The sequence below is a fragment of the Lysinibacillus sp. NPDC056185 genome, from assembly GCF_047737915.1.
Lineage (GTDB): Bacteria > Bacillota > Bacilli > Bacillales_A > Planococcaceae > Lysinibacillus.
The window spans coordinates 327,863-350,566 of sequence record NZ_JBLLLQ010000001.1; the positions used below are offsets into that span (position 1 = coordinate 327,863).

Here is a 22,704-nt window from a genome sequence, read left to right on the forward strand (position 1 = left end):
TGATTAGTTAGTAATGATTGATATTTTAAATTACTAGAAAAATAGACTGAATGCCAAATTAACTACACACAAAATAAACACCTACTAACTTTAAGTATAAGCGTCAAATAGCACCCACCTTTTCATTCAGGTGGCGCTATTTGACGCTTACCGATGGAAGAAGGAAATGTAGATGTTTCATGTTTCAGTTGGAGGGGATCAAGTTTGACAGGAATGGTTAATTTGTTTGTTGGCATAAGACAAGCACCTCCTTTAGTTGATACGTCTATCGTACCGGAGATGCCCTGGAATATTATATGCGTTTTTTGATTACGAGCTTACTAAAGAGCTATTAAGAATAAGATCATTATTTTCAATTCAAAAAAGTAAAAATGGAAGTATTTAGTGTAGATCCCCCTACTTTCGCCATTTAGAAAACGTTAATGGCTTTACATCGTCACCTATTTACACTTTTTTTAATAGTATAAAGATGTATAGAAGGAGGAGACATAAGTGGAAGTAGCAGTGTTAGACAGGAAGTGGATAGAAGAACATTTTGTAACACTTCCATTATGGCAACAGTCAGCATATACCGACTTCGCTGCCATGGTTGCAGATGAAGCAAATACGTTTCCCTGTATTCCAGCTAGAAAAGGTTTTTTATCGAACGAGCTTCGCTATAGTTTTATCGGAGATCCACGAGAGGAGCAATCGATAAAGACGTTAGCACGATGCTTAAAGGAATATGATAAGTGCGCTAAAACGTTTGGTAAATATACAACACATACCATTTTCTTCAAAACCCCTAATGATATGCATAAAAATTTCGATGTTGAAGATTACAGAAATTTATTTTGGTCTGTTTTAAACAATTTGACGAAATTCGATGATATCGATTGGCCAAAGGAAATTCCAACCGATCCAGCGCAGCATGAATGGGAATTTTGTTTTAACGGTGAGCCTTATTTTGTATCTTGTGCAACGCCCGCACATAAATTGCGCAAGAGTCGTAATTTTTCTACTTTATTAATGGCCTTTCAGCCACGCTGGATATTTGAAGAAATGAACGACTCTACTGTCTTTGGTCGAAAGTTAAAGAAGCTTATTCGTCAACGTATTAACGAATACGATGCTATTCCAGCTCATAGTGATTTAAAATGGTATGGGCAAGAAGGTAGTTATGAATGGAAGCAGTATTTTTTAAGTGATGATAATAGTAGTGCATCGAAATGTCCTTTTTTACGAATGCAACATTCTCTGCAGAACAAAGAACAATAATCAATTATGCCTCGGTATTATTGTGTCCGGAATTGGCTTTGTGCTAGCAGAAAGAACTCCTTTCCGATTCCGTGACATCCGCCGGAGGCTTTGGGCCAACAGATGTTTTTTGCGCGAAAGCGAAGCGGCAGCAGCATGATGTTTTTTGCGCGAAAGCGTAGCGACAGCAGCATGATGTTGGTTACTCAGTCGTGTATTGTTGCTGCCGCTGCGCTTTGCACAGATAAAACCCTATTACTGTCGCTTCGCTTTTACACAGATAAATTGCCACAGCACGTGGCGTTCTTAGACTGAGTTCCTCTATTTCAGCGGATGTCTTTTGTACCGAAAGCGCAGCGACAGGTACAGATGTTTGGACACCCGCTGAAAGAAGTTAAACATTCTTACCGTGTTTTTGCCTTTTCATGACAATCCAAGTCGCAATTCCTATGATGATGATAAAAAGCAGGCTCACGAAAAAACCGAGTCTGCTTGTTTTTTCCCCTAACGTCCCAGACACCGTCACTACAATGAGCAACATCCCGATACTATTCTTCACATGCTCCCACTTTGACAGCTCCATTAGCTTTCTATATGTCACTAATATAAAGAGCCAGTTATAAATTAGCATTAAGCCTGCAGCAGTAACCAAATATTCAAAAATTTTTTCTGGCATAAGAAAGCCTATAACAATAGTGATGATTAGACCACTAGCTAAAAAGAGAAATGCAGGAAATGGAATCTTCATCTTCCCTTTTTTCGCCAAAGCCGTTGGAGCATCATGATCCTCTGCCAATGTAATGAGAATCGTTATAACCGCATATAAAGAGGCGACCATTGTTGAAAAACCTGCAATAATTAACACGCCATTAAAAATGTCTGCAAAAAAAGGAATGTGATAGCCATTAAGCGCTGTAATAAATGGGCTTTCCTCAATATTAAAGTCCTTCCAAGAAACAAGCGCCAAAGCAAGCATAATAGCCATTATAAAAATGACAGTTATAGTAATAATCATGACTTTTCCAGCTTTCGGTGCTTCTTTAGGATTTTTTAAATCAATGACCATTAATCCCATAACTTCAATCCCACCAAATGCATAAAAGGCATATAGCAGCCCAAGCCATAGTCCTTTCACACCTTGTGAGAAAAATTCTTCATAATTTGCATGCAGTGAATCGAGTGTCGTTGATTCCGAATTAAATCCTTTTATTAGTAAGACAACCGCTACTATAATAAACATCACAACCGCTGCTGCCTTTAACGCACCAAAAATATTTTGAAATTTTTCAAAGCCCTTCATACCCGTAAGAATAACAGCTAATCCAAGTGCAGCATAAATAGACGCAGCAACCCATAATGGAAGCGTTGGAAACCACAGTTTTGTGAAAATACCAAGCGCCGTCAATTGGCTACCCATAATGAGCATCTCAGAAATCAAGTAAATCCAGCCATTACTAAATCCTGCCCAATTGCCAAAAGCTTGCTTTGCATAAGTACGGAATGAACCCTTATCTGGATTATCAACTGACATCTTAACAAGAGCATCATAGACAATATACGTAGCAATTGCCGCTAACAAAAAAGGAATCACAACAGCAGGACCACTTTTATGAATGGCCATACTTGTCCCAAGAAAAAATCCTGTTCCTAGTGTACAACCTATACCGAGAAGTGAAAGCTGCCACCAAGACAACCTCCCTTTACTTGTTTTAGATGTCATTTTGATCAACCCTCCTACCTTTTTGCTACTTTCTTAACAATGGCAATGTCATGCAACGAATGCCACCACCGCCTTTTTCAAGCTCTGTGACATCAATTTCTATCAAATTCTTCTTTTGCAATAGTGGATGCTTCGTCCATTGCTGCTTCGTTGCTTGCTTACTAATTAACAGTGTTTCGGGATTAAGATTGATAAAATTAATATCAGGGATTGTGTTATATTTTTCAAGCCAGTAAACGTCAAAGCCATGGTGATTTAAAAATTGCTCAGTCATTTCAAAACGATTTGTTTCAGCTGTGAATACATGAACAGGAAAATAACGCATAAAGTTTTTAGCTATTAGCAGATTAGCGTTCGTCACATTACAATTCATATCTAAATGAAGTGTATCGGAGCGTCTTGGCAAATCAATGATCGCAATTTCCGAAAATCCTTCTTGGAAGATACGATCCTTGATACTTTCCACAGCCTCTAATGTTGTCCTCATCCCAATATTAATAAGTACGGCATCTTTATTTAAAATCAGCACGTCTCCACATTCTAAAGCAGTCGAAGGTTGTTTAACTTTTAAATTTTTTTCTGGAAACCACTTTTCTAATAATGAGTGTGCATGTGGATACTCTGGACGCCTTAGCGAACTACCTGCCTCTCCAAGGAAAATACTATTTCCTATAACACAGGCAAGATCGCGTACAAAGTATCTATTAATAAGCTGCTCACTTACTGTTTTCTGATCAGTTGTTAGCTCTTTCGAATAATCAATAACCTTGACACCCGCATTTTCTAGCGCTGTCTTAAATTCCATGAAATTTTCCATTGCTTTTACATGATTAACAGCAGCATCCCATCCTACATTTTCAGCTATTGTTAAATCTGGTACATCTAATTTTGAAGGTGCACAAAGCATAACAACCTTGAGTTCTTCATGCTCCGACCAACAATTCGGTTGAAATGAGTCCATATTGTATTCTCCCCTTCTTCATTCCTATCACTGTTAGCGTTACCACCAAGATTGGGATTATACAAATTAAAGGAGGATTTTTTTGTTATTTAGATAATTCATATATATAAGTATAAAAACAATTAAAGAAATGAGTGTAACTATGGAATATTATAAATTTTTAAGACAATATGTAGGACACCAACCCATCATTTTACCTGGTTCAGTTGTATTAATTCTTAATAACGCAAATGAAGTGTTATTACAAAAAAGATACGATGGAGGTTGGGGTCTTCCAGGTGGTTTAATGGAATTAGGAGAAAGCTTAGAAGATACCGCAAAAAGAGAAGTGTTAGAAGAAACAGGATTGGTTATAGCGGACCTAAAGTTATTAGATATTTTTTCTGGTCCAGAGTATTATCTTAAAGTTCCGAATGGGGATGAATTTTACTCAGTTACGGCAGTCTATTATACAAGAAATGTTAAAGGCAATTTAGTTATTGATTATAAAGAATCAGAGACAATGCAATATTTCTCACTATTAAATTTACCGGATGGATTAGATAGCAGATATATTGAACCATATATAACGCAGTTAGTTATAGAATAAGATTTAGAGAGAAAACTTATTACGTCTTCTCTCATTATAGTGTTGAAAATGCACTTTTTAATGTAGGAAAATCAATGCTAATGAACTACTTATTGTAAGCCTCTATCAATGAAAATATTGGTGATAAGCTTGCTCAGCATCCATTTCGCTCGTAAATATTAACATATCGTTTGTTAGTGGATAATACGAATCAAAGAGAAGTAGCCCCAGTTCATTTGGATTATCAGGATTGTTCACCACTGCCGCTTCCTGTATGTTTACTACTTGCTGAATAGATGGATGTTGATAAAAAATGAAAACTATATCCCCTGCACTATATTGCTTTTGCTTCATTCCATCACCTTCCTAAGCCTTTCCATTAGTTTGGTGTAAGAAGATGTTAAATATAATCAATTTTTGATTTCTCATATAGATTTTATTTAAATGCAGAAATTTCATGGTTATGGGAGCTTATCTGTTTGGAATGGAAATGTTCGTGGTGCAACACTTATAGGCAACGGGGCAAGAACATTACAAACTAGTTGATCGTGTTGGTAATAATCTCGCTCACGGTGCTGGCTTGTGGGATCAATTAGCGATAGTCTTCCTGTCAATGTTGGTTAGCCGATAATTCGTGTTAGTGAAATGAGGAAGTGAGGGGGATTAATTAAATCTGATAAAGTAGAAAAGGATTTATTGAGCGAGTGAGGCTTCCCAAAATGTTCATACCACAACTAATTACAGGCCAGTTTCTCTTATAAAATCAAAAAAGCAAGTCACCTTTTAATGATGACTTGCTTTCTCTTCAATTTATTTCGTCAAATCAATTTTTTTATTTAATAAATAAATAGTCATACCACCAACAGTCATGGATAGCAATTCTCCAACACCTACTGTAAACCAGGTTGCCCAAAACGGAAGATCATAGAGAATTGTTAATTGTCCTGCAACTGTGAACATTGATATAGCAAAAATCAATGCAGTTATAACCATTTTCACAATATCATTTGTTATATTTTTCGTTACTCTTCGGCAAAGAATTAAAACGAGAAATGTCGCAATTCCACCAATAGGTACATCTAATATCCACGTTGGTGACATGAAATTTGCGAGTACTACTCCTAGAGTCACTGCTAACACATAGCGCTTATTGTATAGGGCCAGGTAGTTAAACATCTCCGATAAGCGTAGTTGAACTGCCCCAAAACTAATAACTGACAATAAAACAGTTACAGCCACATATAAAGCTGCAACAAGTGCCGTCTTTGTAAGTTCGGTTACAGAAGTACGGCTAGAATCTTTTACAATAGATGTATTCAATTTTATTCTCCTTTGTAAAATAGCACATCCGCTATTTTAGTAATAACTACGGCCAAAGGAAGAGAGCTTTTGCCCTATCTGAAGTGCCGCAGTGCAAGCTAAATTTTGGCTTACTTGCGTATTATAGCAGAAGAATATCTTATAGAACAATACTATTTCGTCAGCCAGCCGCCATCAATCGGCATAACAGCTCCATGAATATAATCAGCTGCTGAACTTGCTAAATAAAGTGTTAAATTCGCTACTTCGTGTGGTTGGGCCCAGCGTCCAGCAGGCGTTTCATCGGCGACCCATTTTGCAATTGCACCATCACCTTCAAAATCTGCTTTGTTCATCGGTGTTTGAATGGCCCCAGGTGCAATTGCATTGGCACGAATTCCTGCACGACAATAATCTAAGTCTAACTGCTTTGTATAGCCTACAATTGCATGTTTAGACGCTGTATATGCCGCACCTCCACCGCCGGCAACAAGTCCAGCAATAGATGCCATATTAACGATTGTGCCAGATTTTCGTTTAACCATATGGGGTAATATCGTATTTGTCACAAAATAAGTACCTTTTACATTGGTATTCATAATTTTATCCCAAAGCGCCTCATCTGTATCAAGCGTTTTAGCAAAGCCATCTAAAACGCCTGCGGTATTTAATAAAATATCTACTTGCTTAAATATAGAAATCGCAGCTTCAAATGCGTGCTCTACATCGTTCTTATTACATACACTACCTACTGTATAGGCAAATTGTTCAGGAAATTGGTTATGTAGATTTACTAACCCTTGCTCATCTAAATCAAACCCGAATACACTCGCCCCATTTTCTAAAAATGCAATAGCTTGGGCTTGACCAATACCTGAAGCAGCCCCCGTTACAAATACCGTTTTACTGTTATATTCTTCAAACTTCATATATATCTCTCCCCAAAAAACAAAGAAACCACCTCATTTGAGATGGCTCTTTCGATTAATTGACAATTACCCAATCTTCCGCTAATAAATCACAAACTGTCGGTGTGAACATTGTATAGCCCTCACCACGTACATTAATTAAAAAATAAGGATTCAAAGCCTCGCCATCATGTTCGCTTTGTCCAACAAGCTTCACATACAATTCGGCACCGCCCCAACCTTTACGAATTACTTTTTCTCCCGCTTTTAAGCGTGGTAATATCTCTTCAAACGTCATTAAAATTCATCCTTTATTTACATTCTTTATCGGATTAGTATACTGGAATTCTTGAATGTTGACAACCTGTTAAAACTAGCCCTTAAGTAAAACCGTATAAAGTAGTTGTTGCCCATTAATGTCAGCAATGATTGGAAAAAATCTCTGTCCCACTTTCTCCAGCCTAACGTTGACTTTTAAACCATCCCTAATTTTCTCTACTCATCTCGCAAACATATTTTTTCATTTGCACTTGCTCTGTCTTAACCTCAAGCCCATTTTCCATCAAATAGCTCGCCGCTGGATTGCTTGCTAAAAAGTTAACTGTGGCTAAATTTACTTTATGATTTGTAATGCTTGCGATAAAGTGTGGAATATGTTCTACATTGCCATTCTCCAATAACTCTAATTGATAAAGCACTATGTGGTTGATGGCTCCATCCTGATCCCATACTATTTTATATAACATATAGCCAAGCGCTTCATTATTCTCGTTGTAAAAAACTTTAGCTTCCCCTTGTTTATTACTTTGCCAGCTACATTGCCAAGGAACATCTTCCTGATAAAAAGATAAATATGGAAGTTGTTCTGGCCGAATTGTTTCCACATGAATTGCGGCTTGTCCCTCTACTTTTGCTTCATATTCGCCACTTAAAAATAGCAATTGATTAGTAATTGTATAGCCATACTTCTCATATAACGCAATTGCTACTTTATTCTCTTTTATAGCTTCAAGCGTTGCAACCTCCACCTTCTCTCTTTCATAGATGGCGATTGTTTCTTCCATTAAAACACGAGAAACACCTTTACCACGATAGTCTGGAGAGATACCTGTTCCGCCATTCCATGAGGTTTTCTTACCATTTATTTGTCTGAAGCCATTTAATACAATACCCACAGGATTATTATGATCAAATGCGACAATTGAAAGCTCTGGCGATAGTCCTTCTCCAACGAGTCGGTTTAAAAACATCTCTTCATTCATTTCTATTTGTACAAAATACCCCTCAAAGCCTTTATTCCAAGTTTTTAAAGTTTCCTCTAAAGTGCATTGTGAGACCGTTTTTATGTCCATACTTTTCTCCCATCCCTAGCTTAATTAGAGCTACTACCTAACAGTGGTAGATCTTCTAAAGTTAGTTTTTTTATTATTTCATACCCATTTCCAGGACCTTTTGGCTTAATAATAACCATTCCCATATTAGAAACATTCCCTAATCCAACACCTTCGGGAAAGCTATGGGCAACAATCACTTGATTCGTACCCTGTGGTGGCTCTCTTTCTAACATCGATTGTAGATTTGATAATATATTTGTTTTTTCAACGATTGGAATGTTTCCACCCAATTTATAAATTTCATATCCAAGTGGATCAATTTGGATATAGGAATAAGGAAATGCGAGCTGTGCCGTTTCAATTGTACGACAAAAAGGACTTACGACAATCGGTGAACTGATCGGGATTTGTAAATAGCGAAGCATTTGTCCAAAGTAAATTGCCTCCCTTCGCCCAACTTCAGACAAATTTCTTTGAGTATAACAATCTTGAAAATTTAAATTTAGCTGATCTACCCCGACAGTTGCTTGGCCATGCCTCGCATACAAAACAAATCCACCCTTTTTCAATAAAGAAAGGATTGATTTATCCAAATATTTCATCTCCTCTTAATAGAGTACCATTTTGATTATTATTAATATATGAAATGAATTGCTCAAAAAATGTAAAAATGAAAGTTGAAAATGCTTTTCACACAGTGAATGAGTTACTTCACCTGTAGAGCAGATAATTTAGTCTGCAATTCCTTTATTTCGCCGGATGAACTTTTATTTTAGCCAGTAAACCCTTTTATTTCGCCGGTTGAACATCCTCTTTAGCCGCTAAACCCCTTTACTTCGCCGCTAAAACTTCCTCTTTAGCCGCTAAACCCCTTTACTTCGCCGCTAAAACTCCCACTTTAGCCACTAAACCTCTTTACTTCGCCGCTAAAACTCCCTATTTAGGCGTTTGCCGTAAGGGGGAAACTTTGTTATATGGGTACCGTCAGGAAAATGCGAATTTACAACGCTAAGCCCATTTTCCTGACGGTACCTCTTATGCAGTTTTAATTTAATCCTATTCATCAGATTTTTGAAATCTTATTCTATCCTTATTTGTTGGAATTCCATTATTTACTTTTTCCCATTTGCCATTTTTAAATAATTCGTATTGTTCAAAAGCAAAAGGCAATCCGTGTGCAGTAGTGATGTCACTACTATCCATAAGTTGAAAATGCAAATGCGGAGCAAAGGAGTTACCTGAATGACCAACTCTAGCAATAACTTCACCTTTTTTTACACTTTGACCAACTGAAACCTGAATTGCCCCTGTTTGAAGATGGACTAATGCAGCATATACATTGTCGCCACATTCTATAATGATGTAGTTGCCAGCAACTGATTGTATGTCGTCTTTCTTCGGGTCAAAATAATGAGCATTTTTATAAGCGTTAGACATATCTGAAAGCAATTTTGTTCGTGGTCGTTCTTTATAACCATCCTCTGCTTGGACAATAACCCCATCGCAAGGAGCATATACCTCTTGCCCCCAACAATAATATTCATCTAAGGGGACCCCAAAAAGTAGATAATGCGCCAAACTAACGCGATAGGCGGGCCAGCCCTTTCTTTCCCAATCCACTTGTATAAAGTCATAAGCATATCTTGATGCTAATTTGTTTGTGCCGTGACTCGGAATTTTTGTACCTGGAGTGTTAGGAGAGTGCCATTCTCCTCTCAAAGGAAACTCTACAATTATCGGCTCACGCGCATCAATCATCTCATATCCCTCCCCCGTCGATTCTTTACCTACATTATTGAAAATGACTAGTGCTACAAGGGGAAGTCCCAGTACAATACAGACACGTGCAGTCAACCGTTTTTTTCGTGTTGAACGCACATTTCCCAACCCCTTATTCATTTAATTTTGTAGAATACTTTTCTAAGTTCATCAAAATATCCATCAAGTTTTTCAACAACGAGTTCATAGTTTAAAGACTGCGATTCTGAATTTCTAATATCATCTAATATTTCATTAGTAAATCCAATATTAGACCAAAGTATAAACTGCTTGCACTTTTCTATATCCAACCCTTTTCTAAACTTATCTTCATCTATTTCATCAAATAATTTAGGATAACAGCTTGAATGTTCTTTGTTTGTTCTATTTTCAAGTTCCTCATTAACCTCGTTGGAATTAGTAGTTCCTGAAAGTTTATTAAACTCTAAAATCCAAGGGGACTTTTCCGATAGTTTAATTTGCAAAAGATATGATTGACGCAATCTGTCAAAAATATCTTTCGTATCATAATTCATCAATTCAAAATATTCTTTTTTAATTAGGTCAGAGAAGTAATCATACACAACAAGAAATAGCTCCTGCTTGCTACTGACATAGTGGAACATAAGGGCTTTAGAAATTCCGGCTTCTTTTGCTATTACATTTGTTGAAGCGTTGTCATACCCCTGTGATGAAAATTCTTTTAACGCTGCATTTAGAATTGCGTTCCTTCTTTGAGAGTCTAAATCTAATAACTTTGTCAACATTCGTCACTCCTTTATAAGAAACATGATTAACCTATTAGGTCAATTCCATTTTAAGGTTATTTACCTAAAAGGTCAACGAATGTGTTAGTTGAACAAGAATTACACAATTTTATTATTAAATTTTGAATGCAAACAACTTTTAAGAGCCTTATTACAATAAAATGAAATACACGACTTTAGTGATTCTAGCGATCATTTCGGAGGAGCAATCCGTCACTTCGGAGGTTCTTTTCATTAATTCAGAGATTCTATCCATGATTTCGGACGTTCTATCCATCATTTCGAAGGTTCTATCCACGACTTGGGGCGTTCTATCCATCTTTTTGAGGGTTCTATCCACGGCTCGGGGCGTTCTATCCATCTTTTCGAAGGTTCTATCCACGATTTGGGGCGTTCTATCCATCTTTTCGAAGGTTCTATCCACGATTTTGGGCGTTCTATCCATCATTCCAAAGGTTCTATCCATGACTTCGGACGTTCTATCCATCTTTTCGAAGGTTCTATCCACGATTTTAGTGATTCAAGAAGATAATGCTATAAAGGAATATATGCATATGACGAATGAACATAAAGATCCATCTAAGGGCTTGGAGCCGTTCAAAGATTATACTGAGTTTGAGGATTATGTTTTAAAACGGATGGCGGATGAATTAGGAACTCAGCTAGAAGGAGAAGATTCAATTAGAGCAATTACTAAATTTTTATCAAAGATTGAGGAGGAACATAAAGACTATTTAGAGAGTGTTGCTTAGAAATGCGTGCGTGTAATAATTGCAAATAAAGCCGTCCAATCCGACGGCTTTATTTGCATTACTTTAACACTTGACTTTTAGTTTGGAAATTTACTTTATTGGAATGGTTACTATTGCTGTTGTCTCTAAATGTTTTGATGAATCGATAGAAATTTGACCGTCGTACTTATTAACAATTTCATTCACAATAAACAAGCCCTGGCCTCTTATTTTACCAGTTTCTGGTTTTTTAGTAGAAAATCCTTGCTTGAATATTTGCCCTGCTTCTACAATATTTGGTCCAGTATTTGTAACCTTAAATTCATATTGCTTGTCATCAGCTTTACAGCAAATTGTTATTTTACGTTGCTCATCCGATAATTCATTTGCCGCATCAATCGCATTATCAATTAAATTCGACAAGATTTTGATTAAATCTGTTGTTTTAATTTTATTAAATGCATCCTGTGATACTGAAAAATCCATATCAATATTATGATTTTGTGCAGTTAGTTTTTTCGTTTGTAATAAGATCGCCAAGCCAGGATGATCAATATTTAATTTGAGTGACTTAATAGCCTGAACCTCTTTGGATAGTGAATATAAATATTGTTTGGCCTGATCAGGTTTGTCTAATTGCAGAAATCCATGTAGTACTTGTATGTGATTTGTGAAATCATGTCTTAAAGAGGACACGGAAGTGATTAAAGTTTTAATTTCTGCTTGATATGTATCTTCTGTCGCTTCAACTTCCTCCGCCACTTCTTTTTGATACCATCTCTGTAAGAAGAAAACTGAGCCAATCACGATTAAAATAAGTACACCATTAAAAATAAAGACTAAAAGATTGTCTTCGATCACTTTTCCCTTAATGTCATTTAATGTGTCTGCACTAATATCAATTCCTATGTATGCAATAACCGCCCCTGTTTCATCCTTAATCGGTGCACCAACAGTTAAGTAGGAGCCATATATAGAATCTTGTATTACATCTGTTATAAATGTTTCTCCATTATAAGCTTTTTGCACTTGTGTCTCGGGTACTGTACAGTCCATTCCGATATAAAAGCCTTTAACTTCACTTGGTAAACCCATAATCATTGCTTTGGATACCTTTGGATTTTCAATATCTAATGTATAAACAAATAAAGCACCTATTTTTACTCTTGCATCGTTTAAGTAGCTTCTTATTTGCCAATAATACTCATTTTCCTCGGGGTTATCTAAAAATTGTTTGTACGCTTCTACATCAATAGTAGATGCGATAGACATAGCCGCTTTCAGACTTTGGTTCGCTATTGATTCTTCTACTGTCTTTTTCATTTTTATATAAGATGTAAAGATGTTTAAACTTGTAAACAGTACTAATAAGAGAGTTGATAGTATTAAAATTAGTTTTATTTTTCGTGTTTTCATACAAACTGGTACTTCCTTATCTATAGACATGAATAATGCCTTAATTTAGTTGGGCTTGGCTTTCGCAAATACGAAAATCTTTGCCGAAGTTAACATCATGTCATACTCTCCACTGGGGAAATGATTTCAATCCATTATTGTAATCTTCTTTTTTATGGTTGTTCAATTATGCCTCAGCATAATTACTTCCGGAATCAGCTTGGGTAAATGCATACGATTCAGGATTCTTCGCCTCTCTAAATAACAATATTCGTTCTTATCTTATCATCCCAAGAGAGTTTTGACTATTACCAACCCACATTTATCGCCACTTACTTTTTTGGGCTATCTCCTTCCCATTATTGACGTTGGAGAAGTCTGTCTGGAACTGATAAAATGCTAAAACAATTTTTATTTTTCGAGCGAAACATCGTTCCAGTCGCAACCATTAGTTTAATAATCCTTCTCTAGAAAGTAAACTAAAAAGGAGAAGAATTTTTATCATGCCCCCTCCTTATTATATATTGCTTATTCCATTCCATCTTTGTAGTTTAAATCAATCCAACCTTTTAACTTTTTAGGAAGCGTTAGAGCTTCGTTCAAATAATCTTTAAAAGAAATTGTTATCGGTTCTGCGTCCTCCCCTATTCCTACGATAACTTCTAGAAGCTTTGGCGAATAAACTACAGTATGTAATGTGCCAAAGTATTGTTGATAGTGTTTGAAAAATAACGGAGAATTTCCATTATTAAAATGTCGGTATGCAGCGATTGTAGTCAAATTCTTTTCTATTAAATTATTTATAAAATGTTTTCGATTGACGGACCCTTGAATGTTTTTCTTATTTTTCTCTTTCATACTCGTTGTTTGAAAATGATTCGTACAAATTAACGGATTTTCATATCTTAATTCCTGCTTATGTGGAGAAGCTTCTACTACTATAGATTGTCCGCTTTGATCTGTCATTGAGTAATTGTAACAATAACCATGTGGGAGTTCTGTAATTAATTTAAGTGCTTCTTCAATATTTTTACATTGCTCTAATAATATTCGGACAATCGTTGAAGCGATAAAGCCCTCACCATGGTAATCATTGTTGACAAAATGCAGACCGACAACTAGCCCATATTCATTCATCCCATCAAGTCTACCGATAATTTGTTGGCTAAATCCAACACTTGCATATCCATTCATTGGATTAGAAAATACAAGTCTTGCATCATACAATGTTGGACTAAAATCATAGTTTCTAATATAATTTCAATCTAGCACAAAAGATGTACAGCCCATTTCAGGAAAGGTAATATTATAGCCACTATATATATCAATGACAGAATCCAGCGTTTGAGCTAATCCAACGGCCAATCCTTCCATTTCTTGCAAAAGACTAGGGGAATGAAATTGTAGTAGTTGTTTTGCCATTTGGACATTTATAAAATTCAGAGATTCATTCTGTATTGGATGAGAAGTTGACAGTAGTTCTTTACTTTGCTGAAGCCCAATTTGATAGTAACTGCCCCTTACATTTATAACTTTTACGATTAATTCTTCATAAGATCTCATTACTTTTCTCTCCTTACCTACTGTAATTGGTTTTCTATATTCATCTTAAAGCTTCAAGTAAATATAAGGTCAAGAAATAAAAAGATCAGGCCTATAAAAGCCTGATCTCTACATTCTAAATATTTATTTTTTCCTACTCGATGTCTTTGTCTCATCCTGTACATTTAAGAATTTGGGTCGCGTACGATAACCTGCAGGAGATAAGCGAACTAAAGATCTTTTAATGTCCGTCCAATCTAAATCTGCGCCCATACTTAAGTACGGAACACCTAATACTCGTAAGTTTGCGGTATAAAGAAGTATGAAAAACACCGAAATGAAGAATCCAAATAATCCTAAAAAGGCAGATGCTAAAATGATGATTACCCTGAGAATGCTCATCGCTGTTACGATGGACTGATTGACAAGTGTATAGGCTGCAATACTTGAAGTAGCTATAACTACAATCATGGAAGCGCTCGTAACACCCGATTTAATAGCTGCATCTCCAATAATTAATCCCCCGACAACACTTATTGAACCACTGATAACATTGGGTAGATGAATATTTGCTTCTCGAAATAATTCGAACATAAAAAGCATCATTAATATTTCAAGAGTAGTTGGAAATGGGAGTCCCATTCTTGATTCAACGACAGTTGCCAATAGGATGAATGGCAGTTGTTCTTGATGGTGGGTCGTTAATGCAAGCCAAAAACCTGGTAAAAGTATACTTATTAAGATAGCTATTATTCGTAGTATACGCTCCATAGAACTTACAATAATCGGATACTCATTATCCTCACCGGATTTAAAAAGTAACATTGAATTAGCCGGGGTAATGATGGCATATGATACTCCATCAACTATAATGATAATGCGTCCTCTACTTAAAGCTTGTACAGCAAAATCAGGGCGTCCAGTATAATCGTGTCTAGGTAGAATTTTTGCACTTTGCTCAATTCTCTCCATCAATAAATCCCCACTAAATACAACATCCGTATCAATTCGTTGCAGCTGTAGTTTTATTTGCTCAAGCATTTTTTGATTGACGATATCTTCAAAATAAAGTACAGCTACAGTTGTTTTGGATCGTTTACCAAGTTCATATGTCTCAACACTTAATGAATTAGTAGGAATCCGTTTTCGTAATAAAGCAATATTGATAAAAACATCCTCAATAAAATCATCTCTCGGACCTTTGACAACTAATTCAAGGGTTGTTTCTTTAGGCTCTCGATTCGGTTTTTTAGCGATATAGCTTGAATATAACAAATTCATATCTTCAAAATAAAGTAAAACATGTCCTTTATAAACTCTTGTAATAGCTTCATCTTTACTTGTTATTTTCTGAAGATGGGGAACGTGTAAATTGTTTTGTATATGTTCTTCTAACATTTCCTCTGTTGTTGCAGTAAATAATGATTGAACTCGTTGCACAATAACGGTCTGCAGTAACCGCTCATCAACCATCGCTTCACATTTTATCAAATGTACTTTATGTTGCTGAAAGGAATACTCTTGGAATATCACATCAGCAGAGCGTTGAAATAGTGACTTCAAAGATTTCAAATTTAATTCTTGTTCCATTGAAGAAATATCCATCAACTCCTACTGAGCCAGCCCCTAATTAGTACATTTATGAGTAATAACATAAATACACTTACGGATATTTTCCCCATTGTCTAAAAAAATATTCAAGAAAACTTTAATGTTTATAATACTTTTTCAGAATAATTCATCTGCGAAATTTTCATACTATTATTAGGAAAAATTTATCCAATCATCTTCTTTAAATTTGCCATTTCAATAGCGGACATTGCTGCATCATAGCCTTTATTTCCTGATTTAGTCCCTGCACGCTCAATCGCTTGTTCAATATTTTCTGTAGTTACAATGCCAAAAATAACAGGTACATTTGTAGTTAGTGACACATTTGCAATTCCTTTTGCTGATTCATTACATACATAATCATAATGTGTTGTTGAGCCACGGATTACTGTACCTAATCCAATAATTGCATCATATTTCTTTGTTTCAGCTAACTGTTTCGCGATGAATGGCACTTCAAATGCACCAGGAACCCATGCTACATCGATAGAATTCTCATCCACACCATGACGCTTTAAACCATCTAATGCACCGTCTAATAATTTGCTTGTAATAAATTCGTTGAAACGACCAACTACTACTGCTATTTTTAAATCCGTACCAATTAATTGTGCTTCAAATGTTTTAACCATTTTGAATCTCTCCTCTATTATTTAGTCTAATCATCATAACGTGGGGTTGATTTCCGTTCCGACTGGGCGCTTTGTTATTGCTGTCGCTACGCTTTCGCGCAGAGCAGAGCTTCCTGAGGGCGTCCGATGAGCCCCTTCGCTTGCGCTCCAGGGTCTCGGGCCAACACGATGTTGATCACGAGTTATCACAGGACGTGATGGTTTTAGCCTTCGTTCCTCTATCCGCTAATCCTCAAGGAGTCGCCCAGTCTCCACTCCAATCAACTTATATACATAAAGTACGTTTTAACAAATGTCATTCCAAACTTTTGTTGATGATCCTTTATATTGTCTGTGTGTTTTCTTCCATTATTTGTTTAAGACGATAAGTGGCCAATGCTTCAATTGAAATCATTTTTAAATCATGTTGCGCTGCATATTTAACAAGGTCATTAAAGCGTAGCATTTTGCCATTGTCCCCCATAATTTCACAAATAATGCCCGCAGGAATACTATGACATAGCTTGGCCAAATCAATTGTAGCTTCCGTATGTCCTCTACGCTCTAATACACCATTGTCCTTTGCAATTAACGGGAATACATGGCCCGGTCTACGAAAATCCGCAGCTTTTGCCTGTGGTTTTAGCATTTTTTGTATAGTCATTGCCCGTTCAAAGGCGCTAATTCCAGTTGTTGTGTCTACATGATCTATACTAACGGTAAATGCCGTTTGATGATTATCAGTATTAATACTAACCATTGGCTTTAATGCTAATTTTTGTGCAAGCTCCTGTGAAATCGGCGTACAAATAAGACCTCTTCCATAGGTCGCCATAAAGTTAATCGTTTCTGGGGTCATAAATTCCGCAAGTGCGAGTAAGTCCCCTTCGTTTTCTCGGTCCTCATCATCTACTACGATAATCATCTTCCCTTGTTTTAAATCCTCTATTGCTTCTTCAATTGAATGTAGCAATATCGCCACCTCCAGTTCTTAAAGTGTTATTAGATCAATTATGCCTCGGCATAATTGCGTCCGGATTGCTTAGGCCTGCAAGCATGACGTTGGTCACTCAGCCGTTTCCACAGACCGTGGCGTTCTTAGACTAAGTTCCTCTATTTCAGCGGATGTTTTTTGTACCGAAAGCGTAGCGACAGGTACAGATGTTTTGGCTTCGCTGAAAGAAGTTAAAACCCGTTTTTTGCTAAGAAGTCTCTTGAAATGGTTGGTTCCTGTCCATACTTAAGTTGATGCAAAATGTATTTTCCAACTAAATCGGTTTCTATATTGACGAGATCACCAATTTTTTTCATACCTAAAATTGTTTCCTTGTATGTGTGAGGTATCAGTGATACTGTGACACCGTTTTTCTCGACCTGAAAGAGTGTTAGACTCGTTCCGTCAATTGTGATGGAGCCCTTTGGAATACAGTAGCTCGTTAACTCCTTCGATAGTTCAATATCAATATAGACTGCATTTGCTAATGGCCGCTTGCGCACTATTTTCCCTACCCCGTCAACATGTCCGGATACAAAATGACCACCGAAACGTCCATTAGCTGACATAGCGCGTTCTAAATTTACCGGATCTCCAACTGCGAGCTGCTGTAAATTTGTTGCGCTCACTGTTTCAGGCATTACATCCATCGTTAGCTCTTGTCCATTAAAATATATCACTGTTAAACAAACACCATTGACCGCTATACTGTCCCCTAGCTTTACATCCTCTACCATTTTCTTTGAAATAACGGTGATTTTCATACTTTGTCGATCGCTTTGCATGGTTTTTACGGTGCCAATATCCTCAACAATTCCTGTAAACATTTTTCACCTGCTTTCATTCATTTAATAATTTCCGCTCAAACAAAAAACCCCTTAGAATAAAGGGGTTTGGGAGTTCATATACATAAGACGTCAACAAATAAACCTCATGGATATAATATTTTTTCCATAGGCTGTCATCTCATCGTTCTTCTCCCATCCAGACTGTCACTGTCGGTTTTGGATTTGCACCAAATCAGCTTGCGCTCACGGACTTTGAATTTCTTCATCACCGCCGATTGGGAATTTCACCCTACCCCGAAGAACTACTGCTATTCAATTTTTTAGCCAAATAAAACAAAAACTACTTCCCAACTATAAAATGGGAAGTAGTTAAAATAAAAGCATACTCAAATACACCTTATAAACTCAAGCGAATTTAAAAAGCTCACACTTTTACCCTTCTCCCATCCAGACTATAACTGTCGGTTTTGGATTTGCACCAAATCAGCTTGCGCTCACGGACTTTGAATTTCTTCATCACCGCCGATTGGGAATTTCACCCTACCCTGAAGGATATTTTTATTTAGCTAGTTCTTACGATAACACTAATTTATTTTATTATCCAGATAATTCTTTATAAATTTTTTCTATAATTCATTTCACATTCGCAAGTTTGCCTATCGTTGCGTTTGTAAATTGCTACAAAAACAATAAATTTATACAGTCAAACTACCATCAACAGAGACAACAGCACCAGCCATGAAGCTTGCTTTATCTGATGCTAAGAATAGGACCGCTTCTGCAACTTATTCTGGTTCACCATGGCGTCCCATACATACACGTGACATTTCTTCTGGTACGTACCCTGTTTTTTCAAGTGTTTCACCAACACTTTGAAATAATGGTGTAACGATGCCGCCTGGACACACAGCATTAATACGAATACCTTTATTTGCATACTCGATCGTGGCGCCTTTCGTTTAACCGATTACCGCATGTTTACTTGCGCAATATACAGCGATACTGTGTTCTGGACGAATACCTGCCGATGAAGCAGTATTAAAAATCGATCCTTTACCCTGCTTTTCCATTACTGGAATAGCACATTTCATGCCAAACCATTCCTCTTTTGATTAAATACTGCCTAACCTGGCCAGTATCAATTCAACTATCGCGTCCTGAATAATGGCGATTTCTCCTATATTTTTTCGCTTCCTTCACATGCTATGTTGTACCATCCCATTTGTCATAAGCAAAAAATTAATAAACACTTACATAATGAATAACAATAATTTAATTATGCTAAAACTAACTAAGTAAGCTAAAATCTACTATATAATTAAGGAACCTCTATTCAATTAGCACGTTACTTTATAATGGCATTTTTTAAATCTGCTTGACATTAAAAAATTAGTGATATTGTGAGTCATTTTCGTGCCATTTTAACAATGAACGCATAAGTACAATCAGATTCCTTTCTCACATTGGAGGCTTTTTATTGCAAAACATCTTGAAAAAAAAATCTAAATTTATATTTTATACCTTTATCGCAATTTGCTTTATCGCTTCTGTTTTTTTCGTTTATCACAACGAAGCATTTTATGATCGTCCAATTGCGGAAGTTATAAAAACGGAATTAAAAGAATCAAACCCTGTAACAGATATGTATGAAAATGAAGATCATTTATATACTCAGCAAATTACAGCTGTATTAAAAAATGGTGAAAAAAAAGGTAAGCTTATTCATTTTACAAATGAGTATTCAGCATCTGGGGCTTTTGATCAAGAGTACCATGTTGGGAATAAATTATTTGTTTCCATTAAAGTAAATACAGACAAAAATGGAGATTTAACTGGGGCTATTTTAGACGTGAAACGTGATCAGTTTGTCTTGATAGTGGCGTGGATTTTTATTTTTGCTTTGCTAATTGTCGGTAAAAGACAAGGATTATTTTCAATCATCAGTTTAATTGTAAATTCGCTTGTATTATCATACGCTTTGGATTTATATATAAATTCTAATATAAATTTGATATTTATTAGCGGGGTATGTGTTCTTTTATTTACGGTCATTTCTTTAATTCTCATTAACGGCTTGAATGAAAAAACATATGCAGCGATAGTGGCAACACTTATAGGAACATTTATTTCTATATTGATTAGTGCTTTAGTTTTGTGGATTACATCCGAGAATGGGCTTCGATATGAAGAAATGCAATTTTTAACGCGACCATATCGAGTGATTTTTATGGCTGGCTTATTTATTGGAGCACTAGGAGCTGTAATGGATGTCTCCATCACAATGGCTTCTTCAATGTTCGCTTTATTTGAGCAAAACGAAGAAATATCTGACCAAGCACTGAAAACCTCAGGGATGGACATCGGGAAAGACATTATGGGAACGATTACAAGTATTTTGTTTTTTGTTTATATTTGTGGCTCAATCCCTATGTTGATTTTATATTTGAAAAACTCTTATCCATTAGGGCAAACACTTTCCATGAATCTTTCATTAGAATTAGCTAGGGCCCTAGCAGGTGGAATAGGTGTTGTCTTAACGATTCCGATCAGTTTATACACTTCTATTTTTTTCATTAATCGAAAGAGGGCAAAATAATGAATGTATTAGTATGGTTAACTGCCATTTTATTCATATTGATGATTGTTATTGGTGGAAAAAAAGGAGTACGATCTTTTCTATCTTTATTTTTAAACTTTGGAGTACTCTTTATCACTATCTTTTTAATGACCAGTCAGAAAAATAGTCCAATTATATTAACGCTCATTGCCTGTACCATCATTAGCTGGATTAGCTTATTTTTTATTAATGAAATGAGTAGTAAAACGGTAACTGCATTCATTTCTACAATGATTACGATTGTAATTTTATTACTATTCATTGTTTTTGTAACGGAGAATTCAATGATCCGAGGATTCGGGGAAGAATCCGCTGAAGAAATTAGCATATTTTCTCTTTATATTGGCGTCAATTTTGTGCAAATTGGAGCTTCCGTTATTATTATGAGTACGATTGGAGCAATTTTGGATGTTGCCATTTCCATTGCTACTTCCATGCATGAGATTCTTCATCATAATCCGTTAATTAGCAGAAAAAAATTATTTACATCAGGTTTAAGCATTGGAAGGGACATTTTAGGTACAGATACAAATACATTATTTTTCGCTTTCTTTGGTGGATATTTAAGCTTGCTCATTTGGTTCAAAGATTTATCTTATTCAATTGGTGAAATCATTAATTCTAAAGTATTTGCCACTGAACTTATTATGATATTTTGCGCAGGTATTGGAATCGCACTTATCATTCCTATCACTTCCTCGGTAAATGCATATTATTTAACAAAAAAACGAGATACAACATCACAAGATGCTTCATAATAGTCGTACCTGTCATCCAGCTCAATACTAACGGATGACAGGTACTTTTTTTGTCCATTCAACTACATAAAAACTGTATAGATAATTTCATTATTGATTTCGACACATTTTTCGGTACAATTTTTACCAAAGAAGATGCCATAAGCCCCTTTACCCTGAAAAAATATTTACCCATTCGAAAAAAAATTATTCATCTGGGGTCATTTATAATATGCTGTTACATATTCTGTATAATCATGTCATTATTTTAAAATAGGCAGTAACATTTTCAAGAAAAAGACGTCTTTACAATTAGATGATTAAAGGAGAAAGTTTGTCATGAAATATATTATCTTTGATTTTGATGGAACACTGGCTGATTCAACAGCAGTGTTTACATCAGCTTGGAATACGATTGCGCAAAAGTATAAATTTAAAGGAATAGAGTTAAAGGAAATCGAATCATTAAAAAAACTATCTATAGCGGAACGAAGTAAATTATTCGACTTCCCTATGTATAAATTGCCCATGATTTTACCACAGTTTTATCGCCTGTATCGCCAGTCATTAAATGATGTTCACCTTTATGATGGTATTAAAGAAGTCCTTACGGAAATTGATCAAAGAGGCTATAAAATCCTTATTATTTCCTCCAATTCACAGGAGAACATTTTAGAATTTCTAAAAATGAACGGTATTCATTGTGTGTCAAATGTTCTTTCTTCAAACCGTATTTTTGGAAAGGATAAAGTGATAAAAAGTTTTTTAAAGGACTCAGGCATTACACCTTCAGAAGTTATATACATTGGTGATGAACAAAGAGATATTGTAGCCTGCAAAAAAGTGGGCGTGCCTATTATTTGGGTTAGTTGGGGATATGACGCTATTGAAGTTGTACAACAAGAGGATCCCGAGTACAAAGTAGCTACACCACAAGAAATTTTAAATATCATATAAGCTAAGAGGATCATAGCAATTTTTTAATTGCTGTGATCCTCTTCTTGTTGAAAAAATTATTGTGGGAATGATTTAGGGTGTTCAGATATACCACTGTCGCTCCGCTTTCGCATATAAAAAACATTGCTGCAGCTTCATTTTATTAGAGGAACAGATTGAAGATACATATT

The 22,704-nt window shown here is 35.9% G+C and carries 23 protein-coding genes, 2 pseudogenes and 2 riboswitches; of the genes and pseudogenes, 6 read left to right on the top strand and 19 right to left on the bottom strand.

Features of this window, described 5'->3' with window-relative positions; all coding sequences use genetic code 11:
• Positions 1–492 precede the first annotated feature (492 nt).
• The gene (locus tag ACMZ42_RS01635; protein ID WP_402868875.1) at positions 493–1,257 is read left to right on the top strand and encodes a YqcI/YcgG family protein; all 765 of its coding nucleotides are present in this window, start codon (positions 493–495) and stop codon (positions 1,255–1,257) included.
• 373 nt (positions 1,258–1,630) lie between these two features.
• Here the strand turns inward: ACMZ42_RS01635 and ACMZ42_RS01640 are convergent, their stop codons facing one another.
• Together ACMZ42_RS01640 and ACMZ42_RS01645 are read right to left on the bottom strand one after the other, a co-directional pair.
• Positions 1,631–2,956 (bottom strand): amino acid permease, encoded by a 1,326-nt coding sequence (locus ACMZ42_RS01640; RefSeq protein WP_415730333.1) that lies wholly within the window; start codon positions 2,954–2,956, stop codon positions 1,631–1,633.
• 25 nt (positions 2,957–2,981) lie between these two features.
• A complete protein-coding gene (locus tag ACMZ42_RS01645) occupies positions 2,982–3,917 on the bottom strand; it encodes an arginine deiminase family protein (RefSeq protein WP_415730334.1) in 936 nt (311 codons plus the stop codon).
• A 142-nt stretch (positions 3,918–4,059) separates the two neighbouring features.
• Here ACMZ42_RS01645 and ACMZ42_RS01650 point away from each other — a divergent pair, with 142 nt between their 5' ends.
• Positions 4,060–4,506: an NUDIX hydrolase gene (locus ACMZ42_RS01650; RefSeq protein ID WP_370082769.1), complete on the top strand. Its 447-nt coding sequence runs from the start codon at positions 4,060–4,062 to the stop codon at positions 4,504–4,506.
• A 105-nt stretch (positions 4,507–4,611) separates the two neighbouring features.
• Here the strand turns inward: ACMZ42_RS01650 and ACMZ42_RS01655 are convergent, their stop codons facing one another.
• The 8 genes from ACMZ42_RS01655 to ACMZ42_RS01690 all read right to left on the bottom strand — a co-directional run bounded on the left by ACMZ42_RS01655 (position 4,612) and on the right by ACMZ42_RS01690 (position 10,548).
• Entirely contained in the window at positions 4,612–4,839 is a 228-nt protein-coding gene (locus ACMZ42_RS01655; RefSeq protein ID WP_370082767.1) for a transcriptional regulator SplA domain-containing protein, read from the bottom strand.
• A gap of 456 nt (positions 4,840–5,295) precedes the next feature.
• Positions 5,296–5,805, bottom strand: coding sequence for a QueT transporter family protein (locus ACMZ42_RS01660; RefSeq protein WP_402868867.1), 510 nt, complete (start codon positions 5,803–5,805; stop codon positions 5,296–5,298).
• 152 nt (positions 5,806–5,957) lie between these two features.
• Complete coding sequence (locus tag ACMZ42_RS01665) at positions 5,958–6,713, bottom strand: 3-oxoacyl-ACP reductase (protein ID WP_415730335.1); 756 nt, start codon at positions 6,711–6,713, stop codon at positions 5,958–5,960.
• Positions 6,714–6,768: 55 nt separating this feature from the next.
• Positions 6,769–6,990 carry a DUF2829 domain-containing protein gene (locus ACMZ42_RS01670; protein WP_142508321.1) on the bottom strand — a complete coding sequence of 74 codons (222 nt, stop codon included), beginning with the start codon at positions 6,988–6,990 and terminating at the stop codon, positions 6,769–6,771.
• Positions 6,991–7,177: 187 nt separating this feature from the next.
• The gene (locus ACMZ42_RS01675; RefSeq protein ID WP_415730336.1) at positions 7,178–8,044 is read right to left on the bottom strand and encodes a GNAT family N-acetyltransferase; all 867 of its coding nucleotides are present in this window, start codon (positions 8,042–8,044) and stop codon (positions 7,178–7,180) included.
• 20 nt (positions 8,045–8,064) lie between these two features.
• Complete coding sequence (locus ACMZ42_RS01680; RefSeq protein WP_415730337.1) at positions 8,065–8,628, bottom strand: histidine phosphatase family protein; 564 nt, start codon at positions 8,626–8,628, stop codon at positions 8,065–8,067.
• Positions 8,629–9,082: 454 nt separating this feature from the next.
• Positions 9,083–9,784, bottom strand: coding sequence for a M23 family metallopeptidase (locus tag ACMZ42_RS01685; RefSeq protein WP_370082757.1), 702 nt, complete (start codon positions 9,782–9,784; stop codon positions 9,083–9,085).
• A 137-nt stretch (positions 9,785–9,921) separates the two neighbouring features.
• Positions 9,922–10,548 (bottom strand): TetR/AcrR family transcriptional regulator, encoded by a 627-nt coding sequence (locus ACMZ42_RS01690; RefSeq protein ID WP_370082755.1) that lies wholly within the window; start codon positions 10,546–10,548, stop codon positions 9,922–9,924.
• A 164-nt stretch (positions 10,549–10,712) separates the two neighbouring features.
• Between ACMZ42_RS01690 and ACMZ42_RS01695 the strand changes: the two genes are divergently transcribed.
• Positions 10,713–11,303: a hypothetical protein gene (locus ACMZ42_RS01695; RefSeq protein ID WP_415730338.1), complete on the top strand. Its 591-nt coding sequence runs from the start codon at positions 10,713–10,715 to the stop codon at positions 11,301–11,303.
• 90 nt (positions 11,304–11,393) lie between these two features.
• Here the strand turns inward: ACMZ42_RS01695 and ACMZ42_RS01700 are convergent, their stop codons facing one another.
• From ACMZ42_RS01700 to ACMZ42_RS01740, 9 genes and pseudogenes are all read right to left on the bottom strand, one after another.
• Complete coding sequence (locus ACMZ42_RS01700; protein ID WP_415730339.1) at positions 11,394–12,698, bottom strand: GHKL domain-containing protein; 1,305 nt, start codon at positions 12,696–12,698, stop codon at positions 11,394–11,396.
• A gap of 507 nt (positions 12,699–13,205) precedes the next feature.
• Positions 13,206–13,931, bottom strand: coding sequence for a C45 family autoproteolytic acyltransferase/hydolase (locus ACMZ42_RS01705; protein WP_415730432.1), 726 nt, complete (start codon positions 13,929–13,931; stop codon positions 13,206–13,208).
• Between the two features lie 6 nt (positions 13,932–13,937).
• A complete protein-coding gene (locus ACMZ42_RS01710) occupies positions 13,938–14,240 on the bottom strand; it encodes a hypothetical protein (protein WP_415730340.1) in 303 nt (100 codons plus the stop codon).
• A 123-nt stretch (positions 14,241–14,363) separates the two neighbouring features.
• Positions 14,364–15,824: a spore germination protein gene (locus tag ACMZ42_RS01715; protein ID WP_370082745.1), complete on the bottom strand. Its 1,461-nt coding sequence runs from the start codon at positions 15,822–15,824 to the stop codon at positions 14,364–14,366.
• A 170-nt stretch (positions 15,825–15,994) separates the two neighbouring features.
• Positions 15,995–16,462 (bottom strand): 6,7-dimethyl-8-ribityllumazine synthase, encoded by a 468-nt coding sequence (gene ribE / locus ACMZ42_RS01720; RefSeq protein WP_370082743.1) that lies wholly within the window; start codon positions 16,460–16,462, stop codon positions 15,995–15,997.
• Positions 16,463–16,823: 361 nt separating this feature from the next.
• Positions 16,824–17,414 (bottom strand): annotated as a pseudogene (gene ribB, locus ACMZ42_RS01725) (3,4-dihydroxy-2-butanone-4-phosphate synthase); the annotation flags it as partial.
• Between the two features lie 212 nt (positions 17,415–17,626).
• Positions 17,627–18,262 (bottom strand): riboflavin synthase, encoded by a 636-nt coding sequence (gene ribE / locus ACMZ42_RS01730; RefSeq protein ID WP_415730341.1) that lies wholly within the window; start codon positions 18,260–18,262, stop codon positions 17,627–17,629.
• Positions 18,263–18,403: 141 nt separating this feature from the next.
• Positions 18,404–18,529, bottom strand: a riboswitch (FMN riboswitch).
• Positions 18,530–18,654: 125 nt separating this feature from the next.
• A riboswitch (FMN riboswitch) is annotated at positions 18,655–18,780 on the bottom strand.
• Positions 18,781–19,008: 228 nt separating this feature from the next.
• Positions 19,009–19,170: pseudogene (locus tag ACMZ42_RS01735) on the bottom strand (short chain dehydrogenase); the annotation flags it as partial.
• A 12-nt stretch (positions 19,171–19,182) separates the two neighbouring features.
• Positions 19,183–19,314 (bottom strand): SDR family NAD(P)-dependent oxidoreductase, encoded by a 132-nt coding sequence (locus ACMZ42_RS01740; protein WP_370082739.1) that lies wholly within the window; start codon positions 19,312–19,314, stop codon positions 19,183–19,185.
• A 386-nt stretch (positions 19,315–19,700) separates the two neighbouring features.
• Here ACMZ42_RS01740 and ACMZ42_RS01745 point away from each other — a divergent pair, with 386 nt between their 5' ends.
• The 3 genes from ACMZ42_RS01745 to ACMZ42_RS01755 all read left to right on the top strand — a co-directional run bounded on the left by ACMZ42_RS01745 (position 19,701) and on the right by ACMZ42_RS01755 (position 22,534).
• Positions 19,701–20,819, top strand: coding sequence for a YibE/F family protein (locus tag ACMZ42_RS01745; protein ID WP_415730342.1), 1,119 nt, complete (start codon positions 19,701–19,703; stop codon positions 20,817–20,819).
• Positions 20,819–21,598: a YibE/F family protein gene (locus ACMZ42_RS01750; RefSeq protein WP_415730343.1), complete on the top strand. Its 780-nt coding sequence runs from the start codon at positions 20,819–20,821 to the stop codon at positions 21,596–21,598. The genes ACMZ42_RS01745 and ACMZ42_RS01750 overlap by 1 nt, the downstream gene beginning before the upstream one ends.
• Positions 21,599–21,916: 318 nt before the next feature.
• Entirely contained in the window at positions 21,917–22,534 is a 618-nt protein-coding gene (locus ACMZ42_RS01755) for an HAD hydrolase-like protein (protein WP_415730344.1), read from the top strand.
• The last annotated feature ends 170 nt before the right edge of the window (positions 22,535–22,704 follow it).

What these genes read in the sequence shown, in the direction of transcription:
- ACMZ42_RS01750 (WP_415730343.1), top strand. Translation starts at nt 20,819, where the DNA reads ATGAATGTATTAGTATGGTTAACTGCCATTTTATTCATATTGATGATT.
- ACMZ42_RS01755 (WP_415730344.1), top strand. Translation starts at nt 21,917, where the DNA reads ATGAAATATATTATCTTTGATTTTGATGGAACACTGGCTGATTCAACA.
- ACMZ42_RS01680 (WP_415730337.1), bottom strand. Translation starts at nt 8,628, where the DNA reads ATGAAATATTTGGATAAATCAATCCTTTCTTTATTGAAAAAGGGTGGA.
- ACMZ42_RS01700 (WP_415730339.1), bottom strand. Translation starts at nt 12,698, where the DNA reads ATGAAAACACGAAAAATAAAACTAATTTTAATACTATCAACTCTCTTA.
- ACMZ42_RS01640 (WP_415730333.1), bottom strand. Translation starts at nt 2,956, where the DNA reads ATGACATCTAAAACAAGTAAAGGGAGGTTGTCTTGGTGGCAGCTTTCA.
- ribE (WP_370082743.1), bottom strand. Translation starts at nt 16,462, where the DNA reads ATGGTTAAAACATTTGAAGCACAATTAATTGGTACGGATTTAAAAATA.
- ACMZ42_RS01655 (WP_370082767.1), bottom strand. Translation starts at nt 4,839, where the DNA reads ATGAAGCAAAAGCAATATAGTGCAGGGGATATAGTTTTCATTTTTTAT.
- ACMZ42_RS01665 (WP_415730335.1), bottom strand. Translation starts at nt 6,713, where the DNA reads ATGAAGTTTGAAGAATATAACAGTAAAACGGTATTTGTAACGGGGGCT.
- ACMZ42_RS01740 (WP_370082739.1), bottom strand. Translation starts at nt 19,314, where the DNA reads ATGAAATGTGCTATTCCAGTAATGGAAAAGCAGGGTAAAGGATCGATT.
- ACMZ42_RS01650 (WP_370082769.1), top strand. Translation starts at nt 4,060, where the DNA reads ATGGAATATTATAAATTTTTAAGACAATATGTAGGACACCAACCCATC.
- ACMZ42_RS01695 (WP_415730338.1), top strand. Translation starts at nt 10,713, where the DNA reads ATGAAATACACGACTTTAGTGATTCTAGCGATCATTTCGGAGGAGCAA.
- ACMZ42_RS01670 (WP_142508321.1), bottom strand. Translation starts at nt 6,990, where the DNA reads ATGACGTTTGAAGAGATATTACCACGCTTAAAAGCGGGAGAAAAAGTA.
- ACMZ42_RS01675 (WP_415730336.1), bottom strand. Translation starts at nt 8,044, where the DNA reads ATGGACATAAAAACGGTCTCACAATGCACTTTAGAGGAAACTTTAAAA.
- ACMZ42_RS01715 (WP_370082745.1), bottom strand. Translation starts at nt 15,824, where the DNA reads ATGGATATTTCTTCAATGGAACAAGAATTAAATTTGAAATCTTTGAAG.
- ACMZ42_RS01645 (WP_415730334.1), bottom strand. Translation starts at nt 3,917, where the DNA reads ATGGACTCATTTCAACCGAATTGTTGGTCGGAGCATGAAGAACTCAAG.
- ribE (WP_415730341.1), bottom strand. Translation starts at nt 18,262, where the DNA reads ATGTTTACAGGAATTGTTGAGGATATTGGCACCGTAAAAACCATGCAA.
- ACMZ42_RS01685 (WP_370082757.1), bottom strand. Translation starts at nt 9,784, where the DNA reads ATGATTGATGCGCGTGAGCCGATAATTGTAGAGTTTCCTTTGAGAGGA.
- ACMZ42_RS01710 (WP_415730340.1), bottom strand. Translation starts at nt 14,240, where the DNA reads ATGAGATCTTATGAAGAATTAATCGTAAAAGTTATAAATGTAAGGGGC.